Annotated in this window: 19 protein-coding genes and 1 other annotated feature; of the genes, 15 read left to right on the top strand and 4 right to left on the bottom strand. The window is 27.2% G+C overall.

The features are described from left to right. Window positions 1–65 precede the first annotated feature (65 nt). The 9 genes from psyc5s11_RS14280 (at window position 66) to psyc5s11_RS14240 (ending at window position 10,662) form a co-directional block, all read left to right on the top strand. Entirely contained in the window at window positions 66–1,073 is a 1,008-nt protein-coding gene (locus psyc5s11_RS14280; protein WP_224033175.1) for a LacI family DNA-binding transcriptional regulator, read from the top strand. A 343-nt stretch (window positions 1,074–1,416) separates the two neighbouring features. Further along, entirely contained in the window at window positions 1,417–2,253 is an 837-nt protein-coding gene (gene kduI, locus psyc5s11_RS14275) for a 5-dehydro-4-deoxy-D-glucuronate isomerase (RefSeq protein ID WP_224033174.1), read from the top strand. A 67-nt stretch (window positions 2,254–2,320) separates the two neighbouring features. Continuing rightward, window positions 2,321–3,103, top strand: a complete 783-nt coding sequence (gene kduD, locus psyc5s11_RS14270; protein WP_224033173.1) for a 2-dehydro-3-deoxy-D-gluconate 5-dehydrogenase KduD — start codon at window positions 2,321–2,323, stop codon at window positions 3,101–3,103. A 212-nt stretch (window positions 3,104–3,315) separates the two neighbouring features. Then, window positions 3,316–4,401, top strand: a complete 1,086-nt coding sequence (locus tag psyc5s11_RS14265) for a glycoside hydrolase family 88/105 protein (protein ID WP_224033172.1) — start codon at window positions 3,316–3,318, stop codon at window positions 4,399–4,401. A 90-nt stretch (window positions 4,402–4,491) separates the two neighbouring features. Beyond that, window positions 4,492–6,027, top strand: coding sequence for an MFS transporter (locus psyc5s11_RS14260; RefSeq protein ID WP_224033171.1), 1,536 nt, complete (start codon window positions 4,492–4,494; stop codon window positions 6,025–6,027). A gap of 129 nt (window positions 6,028–6,156) precedes the next feature. After that, window positions 6,157–6,981, top strand: a complete 825-nt coding sequence (locus psyc5s11_RS14255) for a polysaccharide deacetylase family protein (protein WP_224038192.1) — start codon at window positions 6,157–6,159, stop codon at window positions 6,979–6,981. Window positions 6,982–7,208: 227 nt separating this feature from the next. After that, on the top strand, window positions 7,209–8,735 hold the full coding sequence (locus psyc5s11_RS14250; RefSeq protein WP_224033170.1) for a glycoside hydrolase family 28 protein: 1,527 nt from the start codon (window positions 7,209–7,211) through the stop codon (window positions 8,733–8,735). 489 nt (window positions 8,736–9,224) lie between these two features. Continuing rightward, window positions 9,225–9,566 carry a hypothetical protein gene (locus psyc5s11_RS14245; RefSeq protein ID WP_224033169.1) on the top strand — a complete coding sequence of 114 codons (342 nt, stop codon included), beginning with the start codon at window positions 9,225–9,227 and terminating at the stop codon, window positions 9,564–9,566. Between the two features lie 82 nt (window positions 9,567–9,648). Then, a complete protein-coding gene (locus psyc5s11_RS14240) occupies window positions 9,649–10,662 on the top strand; it encodes an alpha/beta fold hydrolase (protein ID WP_224033168.1) in 1,014 nt (337 codons plus the stop codon). Between the two features lie 389 nt (window positions 10,663–11,051). On the opposite strand, the gene psyc5s11_RS14235 is transcribed toward psyc5s11_RS14240, so the two are convergent. After that, window positions 11,052–11,912 carry an IS1/IS1595 family N-terminal zinc-binding domain-containing protein gene (locus psyc5s11_RS14235; protein ID WP_224033167.1) on the bottom strand — a complete coding sequence of 287 codons (861 nt, stop codon included), beginning with the start codon at window positions 11,910–11,912 and terminating at the stop codon, window positions 11,052–11,054. A gap of 341 nt (window positions 11,913–12,253) precedes the next feature. On the opposite strand from psyc5s11_RS14235, the gene psyc5s11_RS14230 reads away from it, so the two are divergent. Together psyc5s11_RS14230 and psyc5s11_RS14225 are read left to right on the top strand one after the other, a co-directional pair. After that, the gene (locus tag psyc5s11_RS14230) at window positions 12,254–13,162 is read left to right on the top strand and encodes a M15 family metallopeptidase (RefSeq protein WP_224033166.1); all 909 of its coding nucleotides are present in this window, start codon (window positions 12,254–12,256) and stop codon (window positions 13,160–13,162) included. A 34-nt stretch (window positions 13,163–13,196) separates the two neighbouring features. Next, window positions 13,197–14,309, top strand: a complete 1,113-nt coding sequence (locus tag psyc5s11_RS14225) for an amidase domain-containing protein (RefSeq protein WP_224033165.1) — start codon at window positions 13,197–13,199, stop codon at window positions 14,307–14,309. A 226-nt stretch (window positions 14,310–14,535) separates the two neighbouring features. On the opposite strand, the gene psyc5s11_RS14220 is transcribed toward psyc5s11_RS14225, so the two are convergent. After that, window positions 14,536–15,699, bottom strand: a complete 1,164-nt coding sequence (locus psyc5s11_RS14220) for an HD-GYP domain-containing protein (RefSeq protein WP_224033164.1) — start codon at window positions 15,697–15,699, stop codon at window positions 14,536–14,538. 303 nt (window positions 15,700–16,002) lie between these two features. On the opposite strand from psyc5s11_RS14220, the gene psyc5s11_RS14215 reads away from it, so the two are divergent. Next, window positions 16,003–17,877, top strand: a complete 1,875-nt coding sequence (locus psyc5s11_RS14215; protein WP_224033163.1) for a hypothetical protein — start codon at window positions 16,003–16,005, stop codon at window positions 17,875–17,877. Window positions 17,878–18,024: 147 nt separating this feature from the next. On the opposite strand, the gene ilvN is transcribed toward psyc5s11_RS14215, so the two are convergent. Next, window positions 18,025–18,327 (bottom strand): acetolactate synthase small subunit, encoded by a 303-nt coding sequence (ilvN, locus tag psyc5s11_RS14210; RefSeq protein WP_224033162.1) that lies wholly within the window; start codon window positions 18,325–18,327, stop codon window positions 18,025–18,027. Then, a complete protein-coding gene (gene ilvB / locus psyc5s11_RS14205) occupies window positions 18,320–20,005 on the bottom strand; it encodes a biosynthetic-type acetolactate synthase large subunit (RefSeq protein WP_224033161.1) in 1,686 nt (561 codons plus the stop codon). Before ilvB ends, ilvN begins: the two co-directional genes overlap by 8 nt. A 120-nt stretch (window positions 20,006–20,125) precedes the next feature. Beyond that, window positions 20,126–20,384, bottom strand: a binding site (T-box leader). Between the two features lie 211 nt (window positions 20,385–20,595). Between ilvB and psyc5s11_RS14200 the strand changes: the two genes are divergently transcribed. From psyc5s11_RS14200 to psyc5s11_RS14190, 3 genes are all read left to right on the top strand, one after another. Continuing rightward, window positions 20,596–21,300 (top strand): MBL fold metallo-hydrolase, encoded by a 705-nt coding sequence (locus psyc5s11_RS14200; protein WP_224033160.1) that lies wholly within the window; start codon window positions 20,596–20,598, stop codon window positions 21,298–21,300. An 88-nt stretch (window positions 21,301–21,388) separates the two neighbouring features. Then, window positions 21,389–21,955: a GNAT family N-acetyltransferase gene (locus tag psyc5s11_RS14195; protein WP_224033159.1), complete on the top strand. Its 567-nt coding sequence runs from the start codon at window positions 21,389–21,391 to the stop codon at window positions 21,953–21,955. A 192-nt stretch (window positions 21,956–22,147) separates the two neighbouring features. Beyond that, the gene (locus tag psyc5s11_RS14190; protein ID WP_224033158.1) at window positions 22,148–22,948 is read left to right on the top strand and encodes a tetratricopeptide repeat protein; all 801 of its coding nucleotides are present in this window, start codon (window positions 22,148–22,150) and stop codon (window positions 22,946–22,948) included. The last annotated feature ends 139 nt before the right edge of the window (window positions 22,949–23,087 follow it).

Here is a 23,087-nt window from a genome sequence, read left to right as displayed (position 1 = left end):
ATTTTCAACAATAACTGATATAATAGTATATGATTATATATAAAAGAAGTTTATGGAGGATAATAATGGCTACTACGATTAAAGATATAGCAAAATCACTTGGTATATCCCATTCAACTGTTTCTAGGGCACTAACAGGTTCTAAAAATGTAAATGAAAAGACTAAAGAGGAGATATTTAAAGCAGTTAAAGAATTAAACTACACGCCTAACATGAGTGCTAGGAGCTTAAGAATGGATAAGGCTTATAATATAGGCGTATTCTTTTCAACAATAGATAATGGGACTTCCGCGTTTGTATTCCAAACTGTAATAAATAATGTATATAGAAATATAGATAAAAAATATAATGTTATTGTTAAAGGTATAGATACCTATGAGAAAAATACAATAAACCCTAAGAACTATGATGGAATATTAGTGGTAAGCCAAAAAGTAGATGATGATGAGTTTATAAAAGAAATTTTAGAAAAGGAAATACCACTTGTTGTTATAAATAGAAAAGTAAACTTTGATGTTATAAATATATTTACTGATGAAAGTATAGGTACTTGCAAGGGTGTCGAAGAGTTGATAAAAAAAGGGCACAAAGATATTGCAATAATTGAAGGTATAGAAAATTTTGATTCTACTAAAATGAGAAGAAAAGGTTATTTAGAAGCTTTTAAAAAATATAATATTGATTTAAATAAAAATTTAATAGTAAATGGAGATTTTACTGTAAAAGGCGGTTATATACAAGCTAAAAAAATTATTGAGAAGAAAGAATATTTTTCGGCAATATTTGCGTTTAATGATGAAATGGCAGCTGGTGCTATAAAAGCTCTTGCAGAAAAGGGATTAAAAGTCCCAGATGATATTTCTATTTTGGGATTTGATGGAAGTGAATTCGGAGAATTTCTTACCCCAAGTATTACTACAATAAAAAGACCTATCGGAGAAATAGCTAAAATTGCAATTGATTTACTTTTTAAATTAATAAATAATGATGAAAATATATATGATAAAAAGATATATTTACAATCAAAATTAGAAATGGGCAATTCCATTAAAAATTTAATTAATACTCAATAAATAAGATAAGATGATCATAAAAAGATTTTTTTGAAAAGCTATTGCAATTCTTTACATTACCATATATAATAAATTTATAAGATTTAGGAACACGTGTGCAAAGTGCTTAAATACAAGTTAAGTATTAATAAGCACATTATAAATCTTGAATTATATTTTAGCCTTTTAGGAACACGTGTGCACAATGTTTAATTATAAGATTAAAAAGCATATTGTAAGTTCTAAATATATGCTTTTAATTTAAGCTCAAGAACAAGCTATGTTCTTGAATTATATTTTAACTTTTTAGGAACACGTGTGCAATAATCTGAAAATTAAGTTAGAAATGAAGGAGATTATAATTATGAATATGGAAATTAGATATTCAAATCACCCAGATGATTCAAAACACTATGACACAGAAACATTAAGAAAGTATTACTTAGTAGAAAAAATATTTATTGAAGACGAAATAAATTTAGTTTACAGTCATAATGACAGAATAATATTTGGTGGAGTTACACCTATAAAGGAAACATTAAAACTTGGAGTATGTAAGGAATTAGGTACAGACTATTTTCTTGAAAGAAGAGAACTTGGAATTATAAATGTAGGTGGAGCCGGAAATATTATAGCTGATGGAGTAGAATATGATTTGGAATATAGAGATGGGTTGTATATAGGGCAAGGAACTACAAATGTTGAATTTATGTCAGTAGATTCTAAGAATCCAGCAAAATTTTATGTTAATTCAGCACCAGCACTTAAATCCTATCCAACAGTAAAAATTGATTTGGAAAAAGCTAATAAAGTACAATGTGGTGATTCACTTACTTTAAATAAGAGAGTAATAAATCAATATGTACATCCAGAGGTTTGTGAAAGTTGCCAATTAGTAATGGGACTTACAATATTAGAACCAGGAAGTGCATGGAATACAATGCCTTGTCATACGCATGAAAGACGTATGGAAGTATATTTATATCTTGATATTCCAGAAGATCAATGTGTAATGCACTTTATGGGAGAGGGACAAGAAACAAGACATATTGTAATGAAAAAGGAACAAGCTGTAATTTCTCCAAGTTGGTCAATTCATTCAGGCGTTGGAACTCAAAACTATTCGTTTATTTGGGGTATGTGTGGAGAAAACAAAACATTTGATGATATGGATAATATAGAAATTAAAGATTTAAGATAAGGCACATCTTGAAACCATTATTTTCATTCATGTACTAATAAATATTTTAGAATTGAGGTAGACAAATATGGCAAATATATTAGATGGTTTTTCAATGGATTTCTTTTCATTGAAAGGGAAAGTGGCAATAGTTACAGCTGGAAACACGGGACTTGGACAAGCATATGCAGTAGCTTTAGCTAAGGCAGGGGCAGATTTGGTAATTCCAACTCATGGTAAGGAGTGGGATGAAACTAGAAAATTAATAGAAAAAGAAGGAAGACAAGTTAGATTTATTCAAGGTGATTTAACCAATAAAGAAGATAGAGATAACATCGTGAAGTTAACAGTACAGTTATATGGAAAGATAGATATATTAGTAAATAATGCAGGAACTATAAGAAGAGCTCCACTTCTTGAATATAAAGAAGAAGATTGGAATGCAGTAATAGATATTAACCTAAATGCATTATATTTCTTAAGCCAAGATGTAGCTAAAATAATGGTTAAGCAAGGCTTTGGAAAAATAATTAATGTCGCATCTATGTTAGCATTTCAAGGTGGAAAATTTGTACCATCATATACAGCCAGTAAACATGGAGTTGCAGGTATAACTAAAGCTTTTGCTAATGAACTTGCATGTAAGAATATTCAAATAAATGCTATTGCACCAGGATATATAAAGACAGCAAATACTGAACCAATAAGAGCCGATAAAGAAAGAAATGCTGAAATACAAGGAAGAATACCAGCAGATAGATGGGCTGATCCATTTGATTTAATGGGAGCAGTTGTATTTTTAGCAAGTAGAGCATCAGATTATGTTAATGGACATATACTTGCAGTTGATGGTGGCTGGTTAGTAAGATAGTTTAAAATCATAGTACAATATTTGATGTTATAAATAAAGTTTCTGCATCTAAAAAGTATATTTGAAAAGTTACGGTTTATTAACTTTTTAAATTTAAGTACAATATTTACGACCTTAATGTAAATAAATAAAATATAGCATTGTATGCAGAAACTTTATTAATATTATATAATAATTGAAAAAAATTGAACTGAAATTAGGAGGATCATAAAATGAAAGATTATGCAAAATGGATGGCAGATTCAGTAATAGAAAGAAAGACTGACTTAACTAGTTATTGGGCTTATGAATTCGGGTTAACACTTGATGGAATTGCGGAAGTTTGGAAACAAACTAAGGATAGAAAATATTTTGATTATATAAAAGAATGTATGGATACTTTTATTCAAGAAGATGGATCTATTAAAGGTTATAAAGAAGATGAATATAATATTGATCATTTGAATAATGGAAAAATACTATTAACAATATATAAGGAAACAAAAGATGAAAAATACAAAAAAGCATTGAAACAATTAAGAACACAAATTGATAATCATCCAAGAACTAGAGAAGGAGTTTTCTGGCATAAGGAAATTTATCCTGAACAAATATGGTTAGATGGTTTATATATGGGAGCAACTTTTTATGCAAAGTATGTAAACGAATTCGGAGATGCAGGTGAGTTTGATGATATAGCAAAACAATTCGTTATAGCTAAGAACCATTTAATTGATAAAAAAACTGGTCTTTTATATCATGCATATGATGATGCAAGAGTTCAACATTGGGCTAATAAAGAAACTGGATTATCAGCACATTTCTGGAGTAGATCTATGGGATGGTATCTTATGGCATTAGTTGATACATTAGATGAACTGCCAGAAGATAATAAATATAAAGCAGAAGTTCTTAACATATTTAATGATTGTGTAAATGCACTTATAAAAGTAGCAGATAAAGATAGTCATGTATGGTATCAAGTATTAGATCAAGGTGATAGAAAAGGTAATTATTTAGAAGCTTCAGGATCATCAATGATAGCGTATTCAATTTTTAAGGGAATTAGAAAAGGATATCTTCCAGAAGAATTAAGAGAATTTGGAAAAGCATCTTTTAAAGGATTAGTTGATGAATTTATTTTAGAAACTAAAGAAGGTCTTATTAATTTAAATAAAATTTGTTTTGTTGCAGGACTTGGTGGAAAAGACAATAGAGATGGATCATTTACATATTATATAAGTGAACCTATAGTTTCCAATGAACCAAAGGGTCTTGGACCATTTATATTAGCATCAGCAGAAGCAAATCTACTATAAACTAAAAGGAATACTAAAAATAAAAATTAAGTAAACTCGGGCGATATAGAGTTTCCGAGAGTACTCAAATTATATGAGGAGGAAAAGATAATGAACGAAAAAATTAAATTAAGAAATATACTTGGTTATTCAAGTATAAACTTTTTGGGGAGTGGAGCCCAAGGCTTAATGTCTGCATGGCTATTATTATTTTATACTACTGTTTGTGGACTTGATGTAGTAAAAGCATCATCAATTTTCGTAATCGCAAGAATTATCGATGCTGTTGGAAATCCATTATTAGGATTTATAAGTGACAGTTTTGGGCAAACAAAATTAGGTAGAAAATTTGGTAGAAGAAAACCTTTCATAGCACTTGGAATAGTTGGAATAGCAATTATATTCCCATGCTTATGGATAGCAGGACACTCTTTTGTGTATTACTTTGCTGTTAATATGATATATGAAATATCGTATACTTTAATATTTGTACCTGGGACAACTCTTCCAGCTGAAATGACTCAAAATGCAGCTGAAAAAGCAAAGCTTATTGGAGGAAAACAATATTGTGGTACTTTATCAGGATTTATATCAGGTTTGATAACTGCGTGGATTTTCACTACTTATGGAAATAGTTCAGCTCAATCATTCTGGTATATAGGACTTTCTTGGGGAATTATAACCACACTAGCCCTACTCTTCTTTCTATTTAATGTATATGAAAGAGATCCTAAAACAGTTGTTTATGAAGATGCAGCTGGTTCAGTTGTAGAAGTGTTCAAAAAACTTGGAGTGGATTTAGTTTCATGTATGAGACTTAAAGCATTCAGACTTCACAGCATAATGTGGTTCTTAGGTAGTATTTACAAACAACTTGCAGGTGGAGTTCTTACTTTCTTTGCAATGTATGTTTTAAGCTTAACAAAAGTTAATGTATCAGCTGTAAACAGTGTTTCTTCTGGAATTTCACTTGTAGCTATATTTATATATATAATACTTGCATATAAATTTGGTGGTCCAAGGACTTTTAAACTAGGTATTGGAATAATATTAGTCTCACTTTTAGGTTATGTATATCTTGTATTTGCAGGACATAATTCAATGACTTTAACTTTGTTCTTCATTTTCACAATAGTTAACATTGTAGGTAAGGCTGCTGTTGACTATATACCAACTTACCAAATGGGATTCGTTGCAGATATAGATGAAGCACTTACATTAAAGAGAAGAGAAGGTATCTACAATGGAATAAATGGTTTATTTGGGAAACTTGCAGCTGCAATAGAATCAATTGTACTTGGAGTTGGTTTATCAGCTTTTGGTTTTATCAGCTCAAGTGCAAAAGATAAAGTGGTAGAACAACCAGCTAGCGCGATAACAGGTATATCTGTAGTTACAATTGTATTCCCAATAGTATTACTTACAATAGCTTGGATTGCAGCTTCAAGATATAAACTTACAAAAGAAACTCACAAATTATTGGTAGATGAAGTAAATAGAATTAAAGCTGGTGGTTTAATGGATGATGTAACTACAGAAGCTAAAGAAGCTGTTGAAGTATTAACAGGTTGGAAATATGAACAATGTTTTGGAAACAATAATGTAGCATATACAAATAAAACGCTAAATTTTAAAGCAACTGCGTAAAGTAAATGATGGTAAAAGTGCACATATAAAGTTATATACATCCTTAAATTATTTTTCAAAAATGCTTTGGGCAAAAGCTAGAACAATTCGATAAAAAATTGTTATTTGCAAGAGAAAGGTATGAAAAAAGTGAAAGTTATTTATAAATGCTTTCCAGGTGGAAAGTTTAAGGTATTAACAATGAGTTATGACGATGGAAGAGGGCCTGATAAAAAATTAATTAGTATATTTAACCAAAATGGAATAAAAGGAACATTTAATCTGAATTCAGGGCTAATAGGATCTCCACCAACAGCACCAAGTGATATCTATGGCATTAGAATACCAAAATCTGAAATTCAAAGTGTATATGAAGGACATGAAGTATCATGTCACACAATGACTCATCCAACAATAGCAAGATCTCCAATAAGCCAAGTAGTATTGGAAATTACTGAAGATAGAAAAGAATTGGAACATTTAGTTAAATACCCAGTCAGAGGGTTATCTTATCCAAATGGATCATATAATGATGAGATAAAGAATATGTTACAATATGTTGGCATTGAGTATTCAAGAATTGTTGGCAATAGTGAAAATTTTAATTTGCCAAAAGATTTTTTAGAATGGAAAGCTACATGTCATCATAATTATAATTTAATTAAATTTGCTGATGAATTTATTGAATTGAGTAAAAAGCAATATATGTATATATTCTATGTTTGGGGTCATAGCTACGAATTTGTACGAGATAATAATTGGAATCTTATAGAAGAATTTTGCAAAAAAATTGGACACAGAAATGATATATGGTATGCAACCAACATCGAGATAGTTGATTATATGAAAGTATGCAATAATTTAAGATTTTCAATGGATGCAAGTTTTGTATATAATCCATCTGTTCAATCAGCTTGGCTAAGTGTTGATGCAGAGATTGTTGAAGTTAAAGGCGGAACACAAGTAAACTTATAAAAGTACAAGTTTAAAATAACTTAGCAATAACTTAGCAATAACTTAAATAATTGTTCAATAAAAGAATTTAGAGCATATTTACACCTCAGAGTTTTATTTGAGGTGTAGATTTCTATAATTTAAAAATAAAAAATTAAGTTTATAAATATAATCCATAATGGACTAAAGCTTGACGGAGAAATAAAGATTATGAATTAGGCTGTTAAAAAATAGGAGGTATAAAAATAATGGGTGAATTTGAATGGAATGAAAAATTATACAAAGAAATTGAAGACAAAGTAAATAATAATATGCCAGTATTAGAAAATAAAATTGAATATAATATTTTAGATGAAAAATATAAATCTCTAGTAAGAAATATTGAAGAAGAGTACTTAACTCATCCAAATGGTGAATATAAAGGTAGTAAAAGTCAATTGAAACAAGATAAAGAGTATATTAGTAAATCATTAATAAAAAATGTTAGAGAAATAGAATATTACGGAGATATAATACAAGAAGCAATAAATGATGCTACTTCTAATGGTGGCGGAAAAGTAGTTATAAAAGGTAGTGCTGATTCTAATAATCCTAATATATATTATACAGGTGCTATAAATCTTAGAAGTAATGTTGAATTACATATAGAAGAAAATGTGATTTTAAAATTTGTGAGAAATAAAACAAATGAATTTTATCCATTAGTTTATACAAGATGGGAAGGTGTTGAACTTATAAATTTCTCACCTTTTATTTATTGCTATAAAGAAAAGAATATAGCAATAACAGGAAAGGGAACTTTAGATGGATGTGCAGATGAATTTAATTGGATGCCATGGAAGTTTGGATATTTTAATGAAGAAGATCAACAAATTCAAAGAGAAAGATTATTTGATTTGGGGCAAATAAATGCTCCTGTAAGAACAGAAAGAATATTTGGTGATGATATATCTACTATAAGGTCACCATTTATCCAACTATATAAATCTAAAAATATTTTAATCAGAGATATTAAAATATTAAATTCTCCTTTTTGGGAAGTAAATCCTGTTCTTTGTGAGAATATAAAAGTTGATGGAATTAGGATAGATACTAATTTGTATAATAATGATGGTGTTGACCCTGAATCATGTAAAGATATAATAATAGAAAATTGCTATTTCTTAACTGGTGATGATTGCATTGCAATAAAATCAGGAAGAAATAACGAAGGAAGAAATATTGGTGTGCCATGTGAAAATATAATTATTAGAAATAATGAATTTAAAGATGGTCATGGTGGAATAACTATTGGTAGTGAAATATCTGGTGGAGTTAATTACGTATTTGCCCACGATAACTTTTTCGATAGTATAAAATTAGATTATCCAATAAGGTTTAAAACAAATGCTGAAAGAGGCGGAAAGCTTGAAAATATATTTGTAAAAAATAGTACTGTAAATAAATCTAAAATTGCTGTAATTCATGCAGATTTCTTTTATGAAGAAGGAGCAGAAGGTAATCACAAACCTATTTTAAGAAATATAACATTGTCAAATATTAAGACAGTTGATGGTGGTAGTATAGATGCGAAACATGCTCTATACATAAAAGGATTTGAAGATGCTCCGATTGAAAATATAGTGCTAGAAGATGTAGTTTTAAGTGGAGTAAAAGGTGAGACTATATTACAAAATGTTAAAAATCTTACTTTCACAAATGTAACTATAAATGGAGAAAAATTAGATGATAAAACTATAGATGTAGATAATGATTTGATAATCCATATAGTTTAATAAACTCAACTGGTTATTTTTAATAGACTTAAATATATAAGTGAAATTATAGAACTATCATAGTTCATAAGTTTACTTATATACATATTTTTTGTCGTTTGATAGAAAAAATGGATACATTGATAAAAATGATAAAACTATACCTAAAGAATAAAAGATTTGATTTGTTTGTAATAACTATGCATAAGTGTATTTCCTCTAATAAATTGATAATTCTTTATTAGAGGGGATATATAATAGTTATTTAATATATATAATTATGAGCAGTGTCAATAGCTTTTCAGTATTTGTATCTAGGTTTAAAATATAATATGTATTTACATTAAATTAGATTTTTATGAGAACAGTTTAAAGTTAATTAGTGTCAGCTACCACATATTTGAAGCTTGTGGTAGTTGATTTTTTATTGCTAAAAATACTTCCAAATACTATAATGTAAAGATAAAAATAATTTTAGTATATTAAAACTAAAAATGAATGGAGAAACATATGAATAAATTATTTCAAGTTAAGGATTTAGTATTTTATGAAGAGGATTTTGTAGATGATATAAAAGATTATGAAGATATAATAGATATTATACAAGAATTAAGTCTCAAATTAGATTATGAAACAATAGAAATTGCAGGGTCTAACGGATGTTGTGATAATACTCGCAAAAATCATTTAGTAGAGATAATTGGTTACATAGATGAAAATGATGAATTTGTAACTAAAGAAGAAAGAGATACTATGGGAGTAATGGAATTAAATAAGAAATTTGATTTATTCGTTATAACAGTACATAAGTGTACTTCATGCAATAAGTGGGTAATATCTATATTGGAATAAGAATAAGATTATTGTTGTAAATATAGCTTTTTCTTGTATAAAAGTATTAAATCTTATTATGAAAAGGAAGGATGTATACAGATTGAATAATAGAATTTCAAATGCATCTGAAACAGAAGATGCTTTAAATGAAATATATATATATGAAGATAATTATGATGAAAACATGAAGAATATTGCGGAACCTTATATCAATAGTAGATTAAAATGTGGATATTTGAATGGTGATGAAGGCGTTAAGTTATACTATGAAAATTACGAGGCTCTAGATGCAAAAGGTAATATTGTAATATCTCATGGATATTGTGAAAATTTAGAAAGATATCATGAGATGATTTATTACTTTATGAAAAATGGATATAACGTTTTTGGTGTTGAACATAGAGGTCATGGAAGATCAGATACACTTGGAATAGCTGATAAAACCCAAGTGAATTTGAAAGATTTCAATCAATATGTTTCTGATTTGAAGATTTTTATGGATAAAGTTGTTATGAGTAATAATGAAAACAAAAAAGTATTACTATTTGCTCACTCAATGGGTGGAGCAATTGGTGCAAAGTTTTTAGAAGATTATCGAGATTATTTTGATGGAGCCATATTAAACGCACCAATGCTTGAAGTTGATACCGGAAATATACCTACTTTTTTAGCTTATATAATAGTAAGGTTTCAAGTTTTAATTGGTAATGGTGGAAAATATGTATTAGGTCAAGGGCCTTATATGCCTGAGTACAATATAGATAAAATAGGTACAAGCTCTATAATTCGTTATAAATATAGTGATGATATTATAGCTAATAATGAAGAATTTCACAGAGGTGGGGCAAGTTACAATTGGACATGGGAATCTTTAAAAATAACCAAAGAAATTGTAAAAGAAATTAATGCATCAAAAGTTGAAATCCCAGTATTATTATTTCAAGCTGAAAAAGATTTTTATGTAAAACCAGGTGGCCAAAATAAATTTGCAAAAAAAGCAAAAAAATGTGAAATTCAAAAAATAGAAAACTCTAGACATGAAATATTTTTGGAAAAAGATGAAGTCCAAAAACCCTATTTAAAACAAGTATTAGATTTTTATAATAATATCTAGATTTTAGTTAAAATGTGGCTGTTGCAAAATAGAATCTAATATGTTAATAGCCAGACTCTATGTATTTAAATTCCATGCTGAGTGTTTTAAAAAAATGTTGTTTAAAATAGTACTATATAAGTTGGAATAAAGATTTTACGCTGTAATACAGAGCAAGTCTATTATTTGTTGTAGAACTTAATGATTTGTATTTATGGAAATTACTGTATTGTAATAGTATTATTGCAACATATATATTTTAAACCTATAATAAATAAATTTTCACTCATGGCAAGCTAGCGTTAGTATTTAAGTACAAGTATAATTTTAATTCCTATTTTACAAGCCTAGTTTTATTCTTATTACAATTATAGTTTTATTTCGTAAATACAAGTATGATTTCAGATTTCCTATAATCCTATTTCTTTTGTCCTTATAAATCTGTTTCCAAAAGATAAATAACATATTATATCCACATAATCAATCTTTCTATCTAAATTAAATAATATAAAAAACGAAAGATATTCTTCTAAATATTTTGTAGCAATTCCTTTGAAAGGGCTAAACCATTTGATTATATTCATAATAATAAATTTCACCCGATCATCTTCTTTTCTTTCTTTTATTAACTTTTTGTTATGTTCTTTTGCTACAGCAGTAATATATCTGTCATTATATGGAATGATATAGGATCCCTTTTCGATTCTAGAATATACCTTTTCATAGAATATTCCTCTCATCCAACAATGTTTAAATGCAGGCATAACAAGCATTGAATCTTCATTTCCTTTTGCTGCTATAACCCAAATATTACTTCTTTTAGTTGTCATTATATTTCGACATCCCTTAAAGTTTTCTACTATTATTGTTTTATTAATATGTATATCTCCTTCCAATTTTTTGGGAACACTATCAATTTTTAATCCATTCAAAATTTTGTGTCTCCAATAAAAAGCAGTTGTTACACTTATCTTTAATTTTTTAGCACAAAACCTTAGGGATTTCCTTTTTATCATTAATTCTATGAATTTTACCCATATATCTAGGTCTTTCTTTGAATAACTCCATAGTGAATTTGTCATATTCGAGAAAGTTTTTCCACAATCTTTACATTTATATCTTTGTATCCCCTTATATGAGCCATGTTTAATATAATTTTTCCCACCACAAATTTGACAACATTCAATTTTTTTGTTTTTATAAATGTCTTTTTTTAAAAAATTATTTATATGTTGTTTTAATTTCTTTGATTTTACTTTTTTTTGTATCAAAAAGATTCACCTCTTGCTGCAATTTTTTTTCATATACATTTAGGTTAGAGAGTGCAATATATATTTGCTTCCTTTTTAATACTTGCCATACAATACAATTTTTAAACAATCTCAGCAACATTTATTTAAAATAGCCACCATGGAAATAAATATGGAGGTAAGTATAGAAGTGAGTATGAAAGTAAGTATGGGAATAAATACTAAAATATGTTGGCGATTTACTGAATTTTTAAAATCATTTTGCAACAGCCCCATTTTTTTGACTAAAAAAAGACCATTGTACATACAATTTTAATTATTGGGACAGTATATATTTATAGGATTTAAAGGTGGTGTATATAATGATAAAAAAGATAAATATTTTTATAATATGCTTATTAATGGTTCTTAATATATCAATTACTTCAAAAGCATCAATCAATCAAGATTACAATATTGAGATGAAGCAAGACATTTTAATACTTATGTTAGCTTATCCAGAGTACATAGTAGGAGTAGAAAAAAAGAATGATGATCAAGTTTACTTGGTTATGAAGTCTGGCAAGAAAATTATTTATGATGATAAAAAACAGAAAAATCATGATGAAAAGTTAGAAAATGCAGATATTCAAGATATGTTAGAACAAGATTATCCTCTTGAAAAAAACACAGAAATTATGGATAAAACTTTTGATCCAGGAAGAGCTAGACATTATGAATTATTTAATGAAGTTTATGGAAACTCTAAAGCATCTATAGAAAAAAATTTAAGTGCTTTAAAGTATGGATATACTAATTATCAATTTAATAGTAAAAATAAAGCTAATACATCTTTAGAGGATGCATTAAAAGAATCAATGACATTAGCCAAAACTAGAGGAGATATAGGAAGTATTCTTTATCCTGCTAGTGGGACTTATAATTATAGAGTTATATCAGGCACGGGAAGATTAAGTCCTCATTCTTATGGAATAGCAATTGATTTAAAAAGTGATAAAAGAGATTATTGGAAATGGAGCTCTGAAAAACAAGGGAAAGAAAGATTGAAAGATTACCCTAAGGAATTAGTTGAAGCCTTTGAAAAGAACAATTTTGTATGGGGAGGAAAATGGGGACATTTTGATATTTTACATTTTGAGTATAGACCAGAAATAATATTAAAGGCTAAATATTTTGGTAACGTAAATAGTAATAGTGATTGGTATGAAGGAGCACCTTTAGAGGAAGAAGCCACAAAAAAATACATTGAGATAATTGACAATGTACTGTAGTAAAATAATATTTATTTAGAAAGGGGTAGTAAATATGCGACTCTCTAAAATTAATAAGAATTTATCAATAATTATAAAGATGTTTATGATTACTTTAGTATTTTTATTAGTTAATATTAATATGGAACAAACAGTTATAGGAGATATTAAAACTGAAGAAGAAGCAGTAAGCTTTGTAGAGAATATATTTAAAGTAAAAAGCAAAGCAGTATTAAGCAAAGACTTAGACTCAATAGAATCATTGTATGCTACAGATACAAGATATGGTCAGTGGGCTTATGAATATGAGCAAAGAAAGGTAAAATACATAAACAATTGGGCAGAAAAGCAAGGTGTTAAATTTATAGATATAATACCTAAAGTTGTAATTAAAAAATCACAAATAAAAGAAGATAAATGTTCTTTTAATATATTATGTAATACTGAATATAAATACATATATCCAGATCAACCAGAACAAATTAATAGTTCAAGAATTGGAACCCATCATTCGCTTTCATTAACTAAGAGAGACGGAGAATGGATAATAACAAAGGAATGGTATACTGATCCTTTTGCAGATTCATTAAGTTTAGAATCTATTAAGGCTGATGAAATAAAAGAATATATAAAATCACAACCAGCTAGGGATATATCTGATATTCATGAACGAAGAAAAGGTGTAGTAGAATATGCAGAAAAATTCTGTGGATCGGCAACTATTGAGGATTATAATTATAAATATAACAATAAGTATAGAAATTTTAATCCAGAGGGAGGAGATTGTGCAAATTTTGCTTCACAAGTATTACATGAGGGAGGAAAGTTCAAGGAAACTTCAGGTTGGAATTATGATAAAGGAAGTGTCACAGGTCCTTGGGTTAATGCAGGCAAGTTTACTTATTTTATGATAAATAGTGGAAGAGCTTCAGTGGTTGCTAAAGGAAGTTATGAAAAAGTATATAAGGCTTCTTATAAGCTTCTTCCCGGAGACTTCATAGCATATGAAAAGAAGGGCGATATAACTCATGTATCTGTAGTTACTGGTGTTGATTCAAAAGGATATTCCTTAGTAACTTGTCACAATACAGATAGAAATAATGTGCCATGGGATCTAGGATGGAGTGATAAAAAAATGCAGTTTTGGTTAGTTAGAGTACATTATTAAGCACTTAATTATCCATATGTTGTAAAATTAGATTCGATGTAAATTATATTATATGATGATCAAATAGTATAAATACATTATTTGTATTTGTCAGATAAAAATAAAGATCATGCAATTTAAAATAAAATGCATGATCTTTAGGTCTATAATTTAAGAAGATAAATTTAAAAATAAATATTATAAGTACGGAAATTGTTTCAGTATTATAAAAATATAAAGAAATGAATTAAAGAACAAATTCTACAATCTCTAAATCGCTATTTAGAGATAACTTTATAAAAGAATCCTCTAATAATATTAATGGCCTATCTAAGTCATTAATATCCATTTGAATTATTTGTGCTACTTTGTTATTGTTTAACACTACATCTTTTCCAACATAATAACTAAACATATGATGTAAAAAAATATTAGAATATTTGTAGTCTAATTTACCAAAGCTTTCTTTTTTTATTATTTCAAGTGCTTCGAAGGGAGCTTTCTTTTTTCTATAAGATCTATTGGAATTTATAGCATCAAAAACATCTGCTATCGCAATTATCTTACCAAATTGTGATATGTTATCATCTTGTAATCCTAGAGGATATCCACTTCCATCTAATCTTTCATGATGCATTAGTATACCTTGAGCAACTGATTTATCTAAAAAGTTAATTTCTTTAACGATGTTATATCCTAATAGAGGATGAGATTTTACTATGTTAAAATCTTCTTCACTTAGCAAATCATTTGTAGTAAAGATTTTTGAATCTATTTTAGTTTTGCCTATGTCATGTAACAACCCAGAATAAGTAAGAAGATTAACCTTTTTTTCATCAAGTCCAACCCATTTTCCTAAAAGATTACTGAGCACAGCTACATTGATACCGTGACGATATATTGAATCTTTTCCACTTCCATGGAATACTATAGCGTTTATAAGGGCATTAAGATCAGTCATTTTTTCTTGAAGTTGTTTTGAGATAGTTCTAATTTCATCAATATTAGATCCCTTAAGCATACCTAGCTTGTAAAAAATTTGATTTAAATTCGCAGATATTGAATCAAAAGTTTTTTCTAATATAGCTACAGTATCAGCAACATTAATTTTTATTTTATCGTTGTAGCCACTTATGTAATCTTTATTTTCCACAGATTCATTTTCAGGATTTTCAAAATCACTATTATAGTATTTTTTAGTTTTATAAACACAAACCTCCTCCAGAGTTTCTTTATTTTGTAACATCTCTAATATTTCATTTGTTATAGTATCATTTTTTAATAGTATTTTTTTTTCGGAAACATTAATAGTTTCTCCTAAAATCATACCTATTTTTAATTCATCAATTTTTAGTTTGTGTAAATTTTCATTGATATCAATAATTTCATTTATTTTTAAATTGTCTCCCATTTAACCATCTCCATTACAATTATTATTTGTACCCACAGTATATTAATTCTACATATATGTAGATTTTCCTGTTAAAAAAAGAAAAATATTGGAAAAGTTATATATTAAGCGTACAATATGTAAAAATTCGTAGTAACTCCATATTGTTTATCTTTATAAATGAGTGTTAATTTTATTTATTAATGGAATAAATATTAAGTAAAGAGAATATTTATAATAATAGATTTGTATATTAACATATACTACTAAATCATAAAGACTAATAACAAATTATTAATAAGTACTCTATAGAAGGAGGATATTATGAAAAATATAAAAATAAAATTTGAAAATGAAACTAAGACAAGAATAAATATAATGGGCATAAATAATTTTAAAAAAACAAGTTTACTAAAAATATTGGTTAAACAAGGAGTTTTAGATGCATCAGATTCTATTTGTGATAATAGTTTTCCTACAGAAATATTGTGTTCATCAATAAAGAGTAATATTGTTAGTGTTTATTTATGTATAAGAAAAAAAGAAGAAATACTTAAGGAACTTAAGGAAAACATTTTGAAATCTGTTTATGAAGCAAGTCTTATTTTTGAAAATGAGAATATTAGCGAAAATATAAAAGACAATGAATTAATCAAGTTTAAGAAAGAATTTATAGATATATTAAATCAATCTAGTGAATTGTCTTTGAAAAAATTTTATGAGGTAGATAATATAGAAAGGATATTTGAATCAATTAAATTTAATGAATTACTTAATGAAGTAAAAAAGATAAATTGTATAAATGATAATGAAATAGCTGAAGATAAAGACGATTTTATATGGAAAAAGTATTTTAATGAATTTCAAATTAAATTCCCAAAATATTACTGTAAGTGGATGAAAATGATTTCAAAATATTATTCGGGTAATGAAGAGGGCAATGAATATATAAATGAAAATCAAAATTTTACTAATAAGTATTGCAATGAACAGCTTGATAGTTTATGTGAAATATTATATGGAATAAGAAGTTCTTGTGCACTTATGGTTGAAAGAGCATATATTGAGGCTCCATCAAGCATGGAACAATTTTCAGGAAATGTATTTATTTATTATCAAAATGATACTCAATATAAAAGTATTGCTCAAATAATAGAAAATCGAATTGGTGAAGATTATAAAGAATTATTTATGATATTAGCCAATTGTAATGAAGATGCTTTGTACTTTTCGAAGTTTAAAGAAAATATCAATAAGATAACTTTAAATAAAAGAATATTTTGCATATTAAATGAATTTGATTTTTATAGAAAACAATTATTAAGAGATGAAAATAAAATAAATTTTTTAAGTAGTGAAGGAAATTTAGTAGATACTATAAAAACTAATATTTCTAAAAAAATAGGAATTTCAAAAGATAGAATTATTATAACAGAACAATTTAATGATATTGATAAAAATACATTGAGAACGTTAAAAACAAATAATGATTTTTTGCAGTTATTAAAATTAATAAAACATGAAAGTGAAAATTTAGGGAAAAGTATAAAGATTAAACCTTTAAATAAAGAAAAAATAATAAGCATTTCATTAAATCAAGAAAGAATGAGTGTACAGGCTTTGATGACTATGCTTTATGAAAGATATAATGGATATTTAGTTGACTTGTGGAATAGAATAATTGAAGGTGAAGAAAGCCTGGAAGATCCTAAAAAATATTATTACAGTACAATTCGTACTATAATTCGAAATCGAAAAGATTATTATAGGGAATATAAACCTGTATCCTATAAGAGTTCTAATCAAGATTATAATAACAGAATTGATTTTAGTTTAAGAAGTGGAGATTACAATGATAGTAAAAAGATATTAAAAATGCTAGTTAATTATGGATATCATACGGTTGGTTTTAATTCTAATGAGAATAAAATTTTAGTTACTGTTAATGGAGAAATATCACAAGAACACAAAGCTAATTTAATTAAATCAATTGAAGGAAGGCTTAATGAAAGTGCTATAAATTATTTTGAAAATGCTTTTTTAATGAATATATCAATAACAAAATTTAATGATAATGACCTATATAAAGCTTTAGAATCTGAAAAGAGTATAACTATTGATGATTTCTATAGTGCTTTTAAGGAGATATTTAAAAAGATGAGTGAAAATATATTGAGATACGAAGTTTGTCTTCAATGAAAAATATTATAAACCTATTAATTTAAGAGTAGTAATATTACTTAAATAAAAAACTTCAGTAATAGCAGGATCGCTAATACTGAAGTTTTTTTCATATTTAATAAAAGTTTATAACTAAGGCACAATCAAAAAAATAATATAGAATTTCTAAGATTCAGATTTTAGTTTAAGCACAGCATCAAGATTTTGGAATACAGATTGATCATAATCTTGATGAATTGAAACTTCAATCACATCATAAAGTTTTTCTAATTGTTTTATAATTTGATCTAAAACGGAATTATTCTTTACAAGTAGAAACATCTTACTTGTAGTACCATCACCTATTTGTGCACAAAGAATGCCTTCAAGATTAAAGGCACGACGGGCAAAAAGTCCTGTTATATGACTCATCACTCCAGAATGATTTCTAACAAGTAATTCAATAAGATAAAAATTAGTATTAATCATTAAAGTTTTCACCACCTATCATTTCTATATTTGATCCACCAGGAGCAACCATTGGAAGTACATTTTCTGTTTCTTCTATAGGGATATTGATCACACATGGTCCTTTAATAGACAATATTTCCTCTAGCTTCTTTAAAGGATTTTCTTCATTTTCTAGATCACAGGACTGTATGCCAAAACCTTCTGCAATAATCTTGAAATTTGGATTTGATATAAAGTGTGATGCTATATAATGCTGGTTATAAAATAATTCTTGCTGCTGACGTACGAGTCCTAAATGATGATTATTTAATATAATTATTTTTACATTAAGATTTAAATCAGCTAATGTCGCAAGTTCTTGAATATTCATTAATATAGAACCATCACCACTAAAACAAACTATAGTTTTATCTTTATTTGTTAAAGCTGCACCTATAGCTACAGGAAGTCCAAATCCCATGGTTCCAAGACCGCTAGAAGTTAAAAATGCTTTTGGATCTTTAAATGGATATCTTTGAGCTACCCACATTTGATGCTGTCCAACATCTGTCGTAATAATAGTATCGTTTGGCATTTTGCTCCCTATAAAAGGAATTATATTAGCTGGGTGCAATATATTTTCATAGGAAGGAAGTGGATATTTTTCCTTAAAACATTTAACTCTTTCAACCCAAGAATTCCTAGGTTTAGCTTCAATGTGTGGAAGAATAGCCTCTATAAAATCATAAATGTTTGCAACCATTGAAAGACTACTTGCTTTAATTTTATTTATTTCAGAAGGATCAATATCAATATGAATAATATGAGCATTAGGACAAAATTTTTCTACATTTCCTGTAGCTCTATCATCAAATCTTACACCTAGAGCTAAGATTAAATCAGCTTCATTAAGTAAATAATTAGTGAACGGTGCTCCATGCATTCCAAGCATTCCAAGGCTTAATTCATCGTCACATGGAAAAGCACCAAGGCCCATAAGACTTAAAGCTACAGGAATATTATTTTTCTTTGCGAATTCATATAAATTATTACAAGCATTAGAGTTAACTACACCGCCACCTGCATAAATTATGGGCTTTTTTGAATTATTAATTAATTCTGCCATACAGTAAAGGGTAGAACCTTTTAAATCTTTTTTCAAAGGCAAATTATTATGTCCTGAAAGAGTAGAAGACGGAAATTCTTTAAGTTCAATAATTTGTGTTTGTATATTTTTAGGTATATCAATTAGCACAGGACCAGGCCTTCCGTCTTGTGCTATTTTAAAAGCTTCAGGAATAACAGTAAAAAGTTCATTCATATTTCTGATTAAGAAATTATGCTTAGTAATAGGAATTGTTAAACCGTAAGCATCTACCTCTTGAAAAGCATCTGTTCCTATAGCAGCTAAAGAAACTTGACCTGTTATAGCAACAAGTGGTATAGAATCAAGTTTAGCATCTGCAATGGCAGTTAGAAGATTAGTTACACCAGGACCAGAGGTCGCAAAACATACACCAACTTTATTTGTGCTTCTTGAAATTCCTTGTGCAATAAAGCCAGCACCTTGCTCATGACGAGTTAGTATATGTTCAATTTTACTGTTATATAGAGCATCATATAGTGGGAGATTAAAGCCTCCTGGTATACCAGATATATATTCTACACCCTCATTTTCTAATAATTTAATAACAATTTCAGCACCATTATATTTCAAAAAAATCACTCCTTACATAAATATTTTTATTTCACCTTCCTAAGAATCTATGAAACATAAAAAAGTTTTATTTGTTAATTATCATAAATTTATATAATAAAAAAACTCTTCATCCTATAATAATAGGACGAAGAGAATATCATCGCGGTACCACCTAAATTTGTATAATTAAATACACACTCATCATAATACAGGTGATAAACACCGATATTACTGTCCTTTTAACGGTAGACCATCCGTTTAATTCTACTCACTTAGTTAAAAGATTTCGATTAAAAACTCCAAGGCTACATTCCATATATATATCATGAGAACTTACAGCAAACATTCTCTCTCTGCGTTTTAAAATATATGTACTCTTCCTTTTCACAGTTTATAAAGTATTAAGTTTGTATTTATTATATTAAAAAATAATCTCATTTGTCAATAAGAATTTGAAAATTATGCTAAATAAAACTTGAATATTACATAATATTCAGAAAATTTATAATGCATACCTATAATATTCAAATTCACTTTACCAATTACAAGTAATAAGGTAACATTATTTATTGATATCATTAACAATATTATTGCAAGGAGATTAAATTATGAATAAATTAGAATTCTTAGGACGAGGTTCAGGATATAATGTAACAGAAGGCAATACATGTGCTTTTATAAAGAAAGATGATAATTTATTATTAATAGATTGTGGAGAATCAGTATTTGAAAAAATTGTAAAACTAGACTTAATTAATGGAATAAAAAATGTACATGTATTAATTACTCATATGCATTCAGATCATATAGGTTCTTTAGGTAGTTTTGTAGGGTATTGTTATTGGAAATCAAAAATAAAAACAAATATTTATTTTAATGAAAAAGAAAAAATAGGAGAATTTTTAAAACTTACAGGTGCTATTGAAAGAGAAAGTTTTATTTTACATAATTCTAATAATAAAAGGATTTATGAATTGAACTTAACTTTTAATGCTTCATTAACCAAGCATGCAAAGACAGTTAATACATATTCATTTTTATTAAAATTTGACTATGGAAATGATATTTTTTACAGTGGTGATACTTATGAGACTAATTTTGATGTTATCCCATATTTAAAAGAAGGAAATTTAATATATCATGATACTTGTTTAAATGATTCTGAAGGTAATGTTCATACATCACTCAGAGTTTTAAGTGAAAAAATTCCTTATGAATATAGAAAACAAGTGTATTGCATCCATATAGATGGTGAAAATTTTATAGAAAAGGCTAATGCACAAGGATTTAATGTAGTAAACATAATAAAATGATTTATATTATATGCATTATAGTGTAAAATAATAGCTGTAAACAATTAATTAAATTAAATTAAATTGTGTAATATTTAGGAGAACTTTAATGTTAAAGCATAAAGGTACAAGTATTTTAGAAACTAATAAATTTATATTAAGACCATTTACATGCAATGACACTTTGGATATGTATAATAATTGGGCTTCTGATAAAGAAGTTACTAAATATCTTACATGGCCTGTGCATTGTAACATAAGCAAAACTAATATGGTAATTTCCCGTTGGGAAAAGTTGTATGAAGACAATGAGTATTATAATTGGGCAATAGAAGATAAACAGAGTGGTAATGCGATAGGAAGTATTAATCTTATGAATTTAGATGATTATAATCAAAATTGTGAGATTGGATATTGCATAGGGAAAAGATTTTGGAACCATGGTATTATGACTGAAGTTTTGCATGAAATACTTTATTTTGCATTTACTGAAGTTAATTTTCAGCGAATTACAGCGAGAAGGCACATAAATAATATATCCTCTGGAATGTTACTAAAGAAGTGTAAATTTGTTTATGAAGGAACTTTAAGAAAAATCCTTAAAGATAATAATGGTTTTTTTGTGGATTGTAAATACTATTCTATATTAAAATCAGAATATCTAATTGAAAAATAAAGAAAACTCGACTTATATGTATTTACACAGTAAATACATATAAGCAAATCATAGATGTTCACAGAGAAAGTTTGAATAACGAAACATAAAAGCTCTAAAGAGAAAGTTCTGCTAACCAAATATAAAATTTGGAGCATCACTTTTTTGATTCTTACTTTTGCAATTTTACTTAAGAGATAGGAGAAAAAACATATGGAAGAAAACAACAAAATAAAATCAATTACAAATAGTCTAAAAGAAAGGAAAAAAAATATAACAGTTCATGAAATGGATTTATCCGAATGTGGAAAATATCAAGAACTAAACGGTGGCTGGGTAATATGGATGCTAATATCGGGCATAATATTATGTTTTAAAAATTTGTATGGAGGAATAGCCTTAATTATTATATCCGTTATAATATTTATGATGTATAAGAGAAGCCCAAGTAATGTTTCAGTTACATATTTTAATATTGCATTAAATTGCATAAATAAAGGTGAAATGGAAAAGGCTAAAGAATCACTTTCAGAATCAGTAAAAATTGATTGTGAAAATAAATTAGCTTATGTATTATTATCATCAATTTACTATAAAGAAGGAAATTATAAAGAAACCTTAGATAATTTATTAAAAAGTAATGTTCTTAAAGCTCAAAATAGTAAATATAATTATTTAGTTGGGGCATGTTACTTTAATACTTATGATTATAAAAATTGTATCAAATATTTAAATTCTGTTAAATATGAAAATAATGATTTAATGAAACATGTTAGAGATGTACTTCTAGCAAAAGCATATTTTTCAAATGAAGAATATAAACAAGCACTCAAGGTATTTAATAGAATAATAGATATAAAAGATGAATTTAAAGGAGAATTAATAGAATTCAATTACTTTTTAGGATTAACATATTTAAAACTCGGAGAAACCGAAAAAGCTAATAAAGAACTTAAAAAAGTATATAAGCAAGATAGTGAATATAGAGATATTAGAACTCTGATTAAAGAGTAAATTAAAATAAAGGAGCAGATATGCGTGTAGCAACTGCTCCTTTATTTTTGTAATAATTTCAAAATTAATATGAAAAAAGTTAAGGATATACATATAACATATATAGGAGACCTCTAAGTTAGTTAACATAGCAATTATT

This window comes from Clostridium gelidum (genome assembly GCF_019977655.1).
In the GTDB taxonomy this organism is placed as follows: Bacteria; Bacillota; Clostridia; order Clostridiales; family Clostridiaceae; genus Clostridium; species Clostridium gelidum.
Note: the sequence above shows the minus strand (reverse complement) of the source record. Positions and strands in the feature narration are given on the sequence as shown.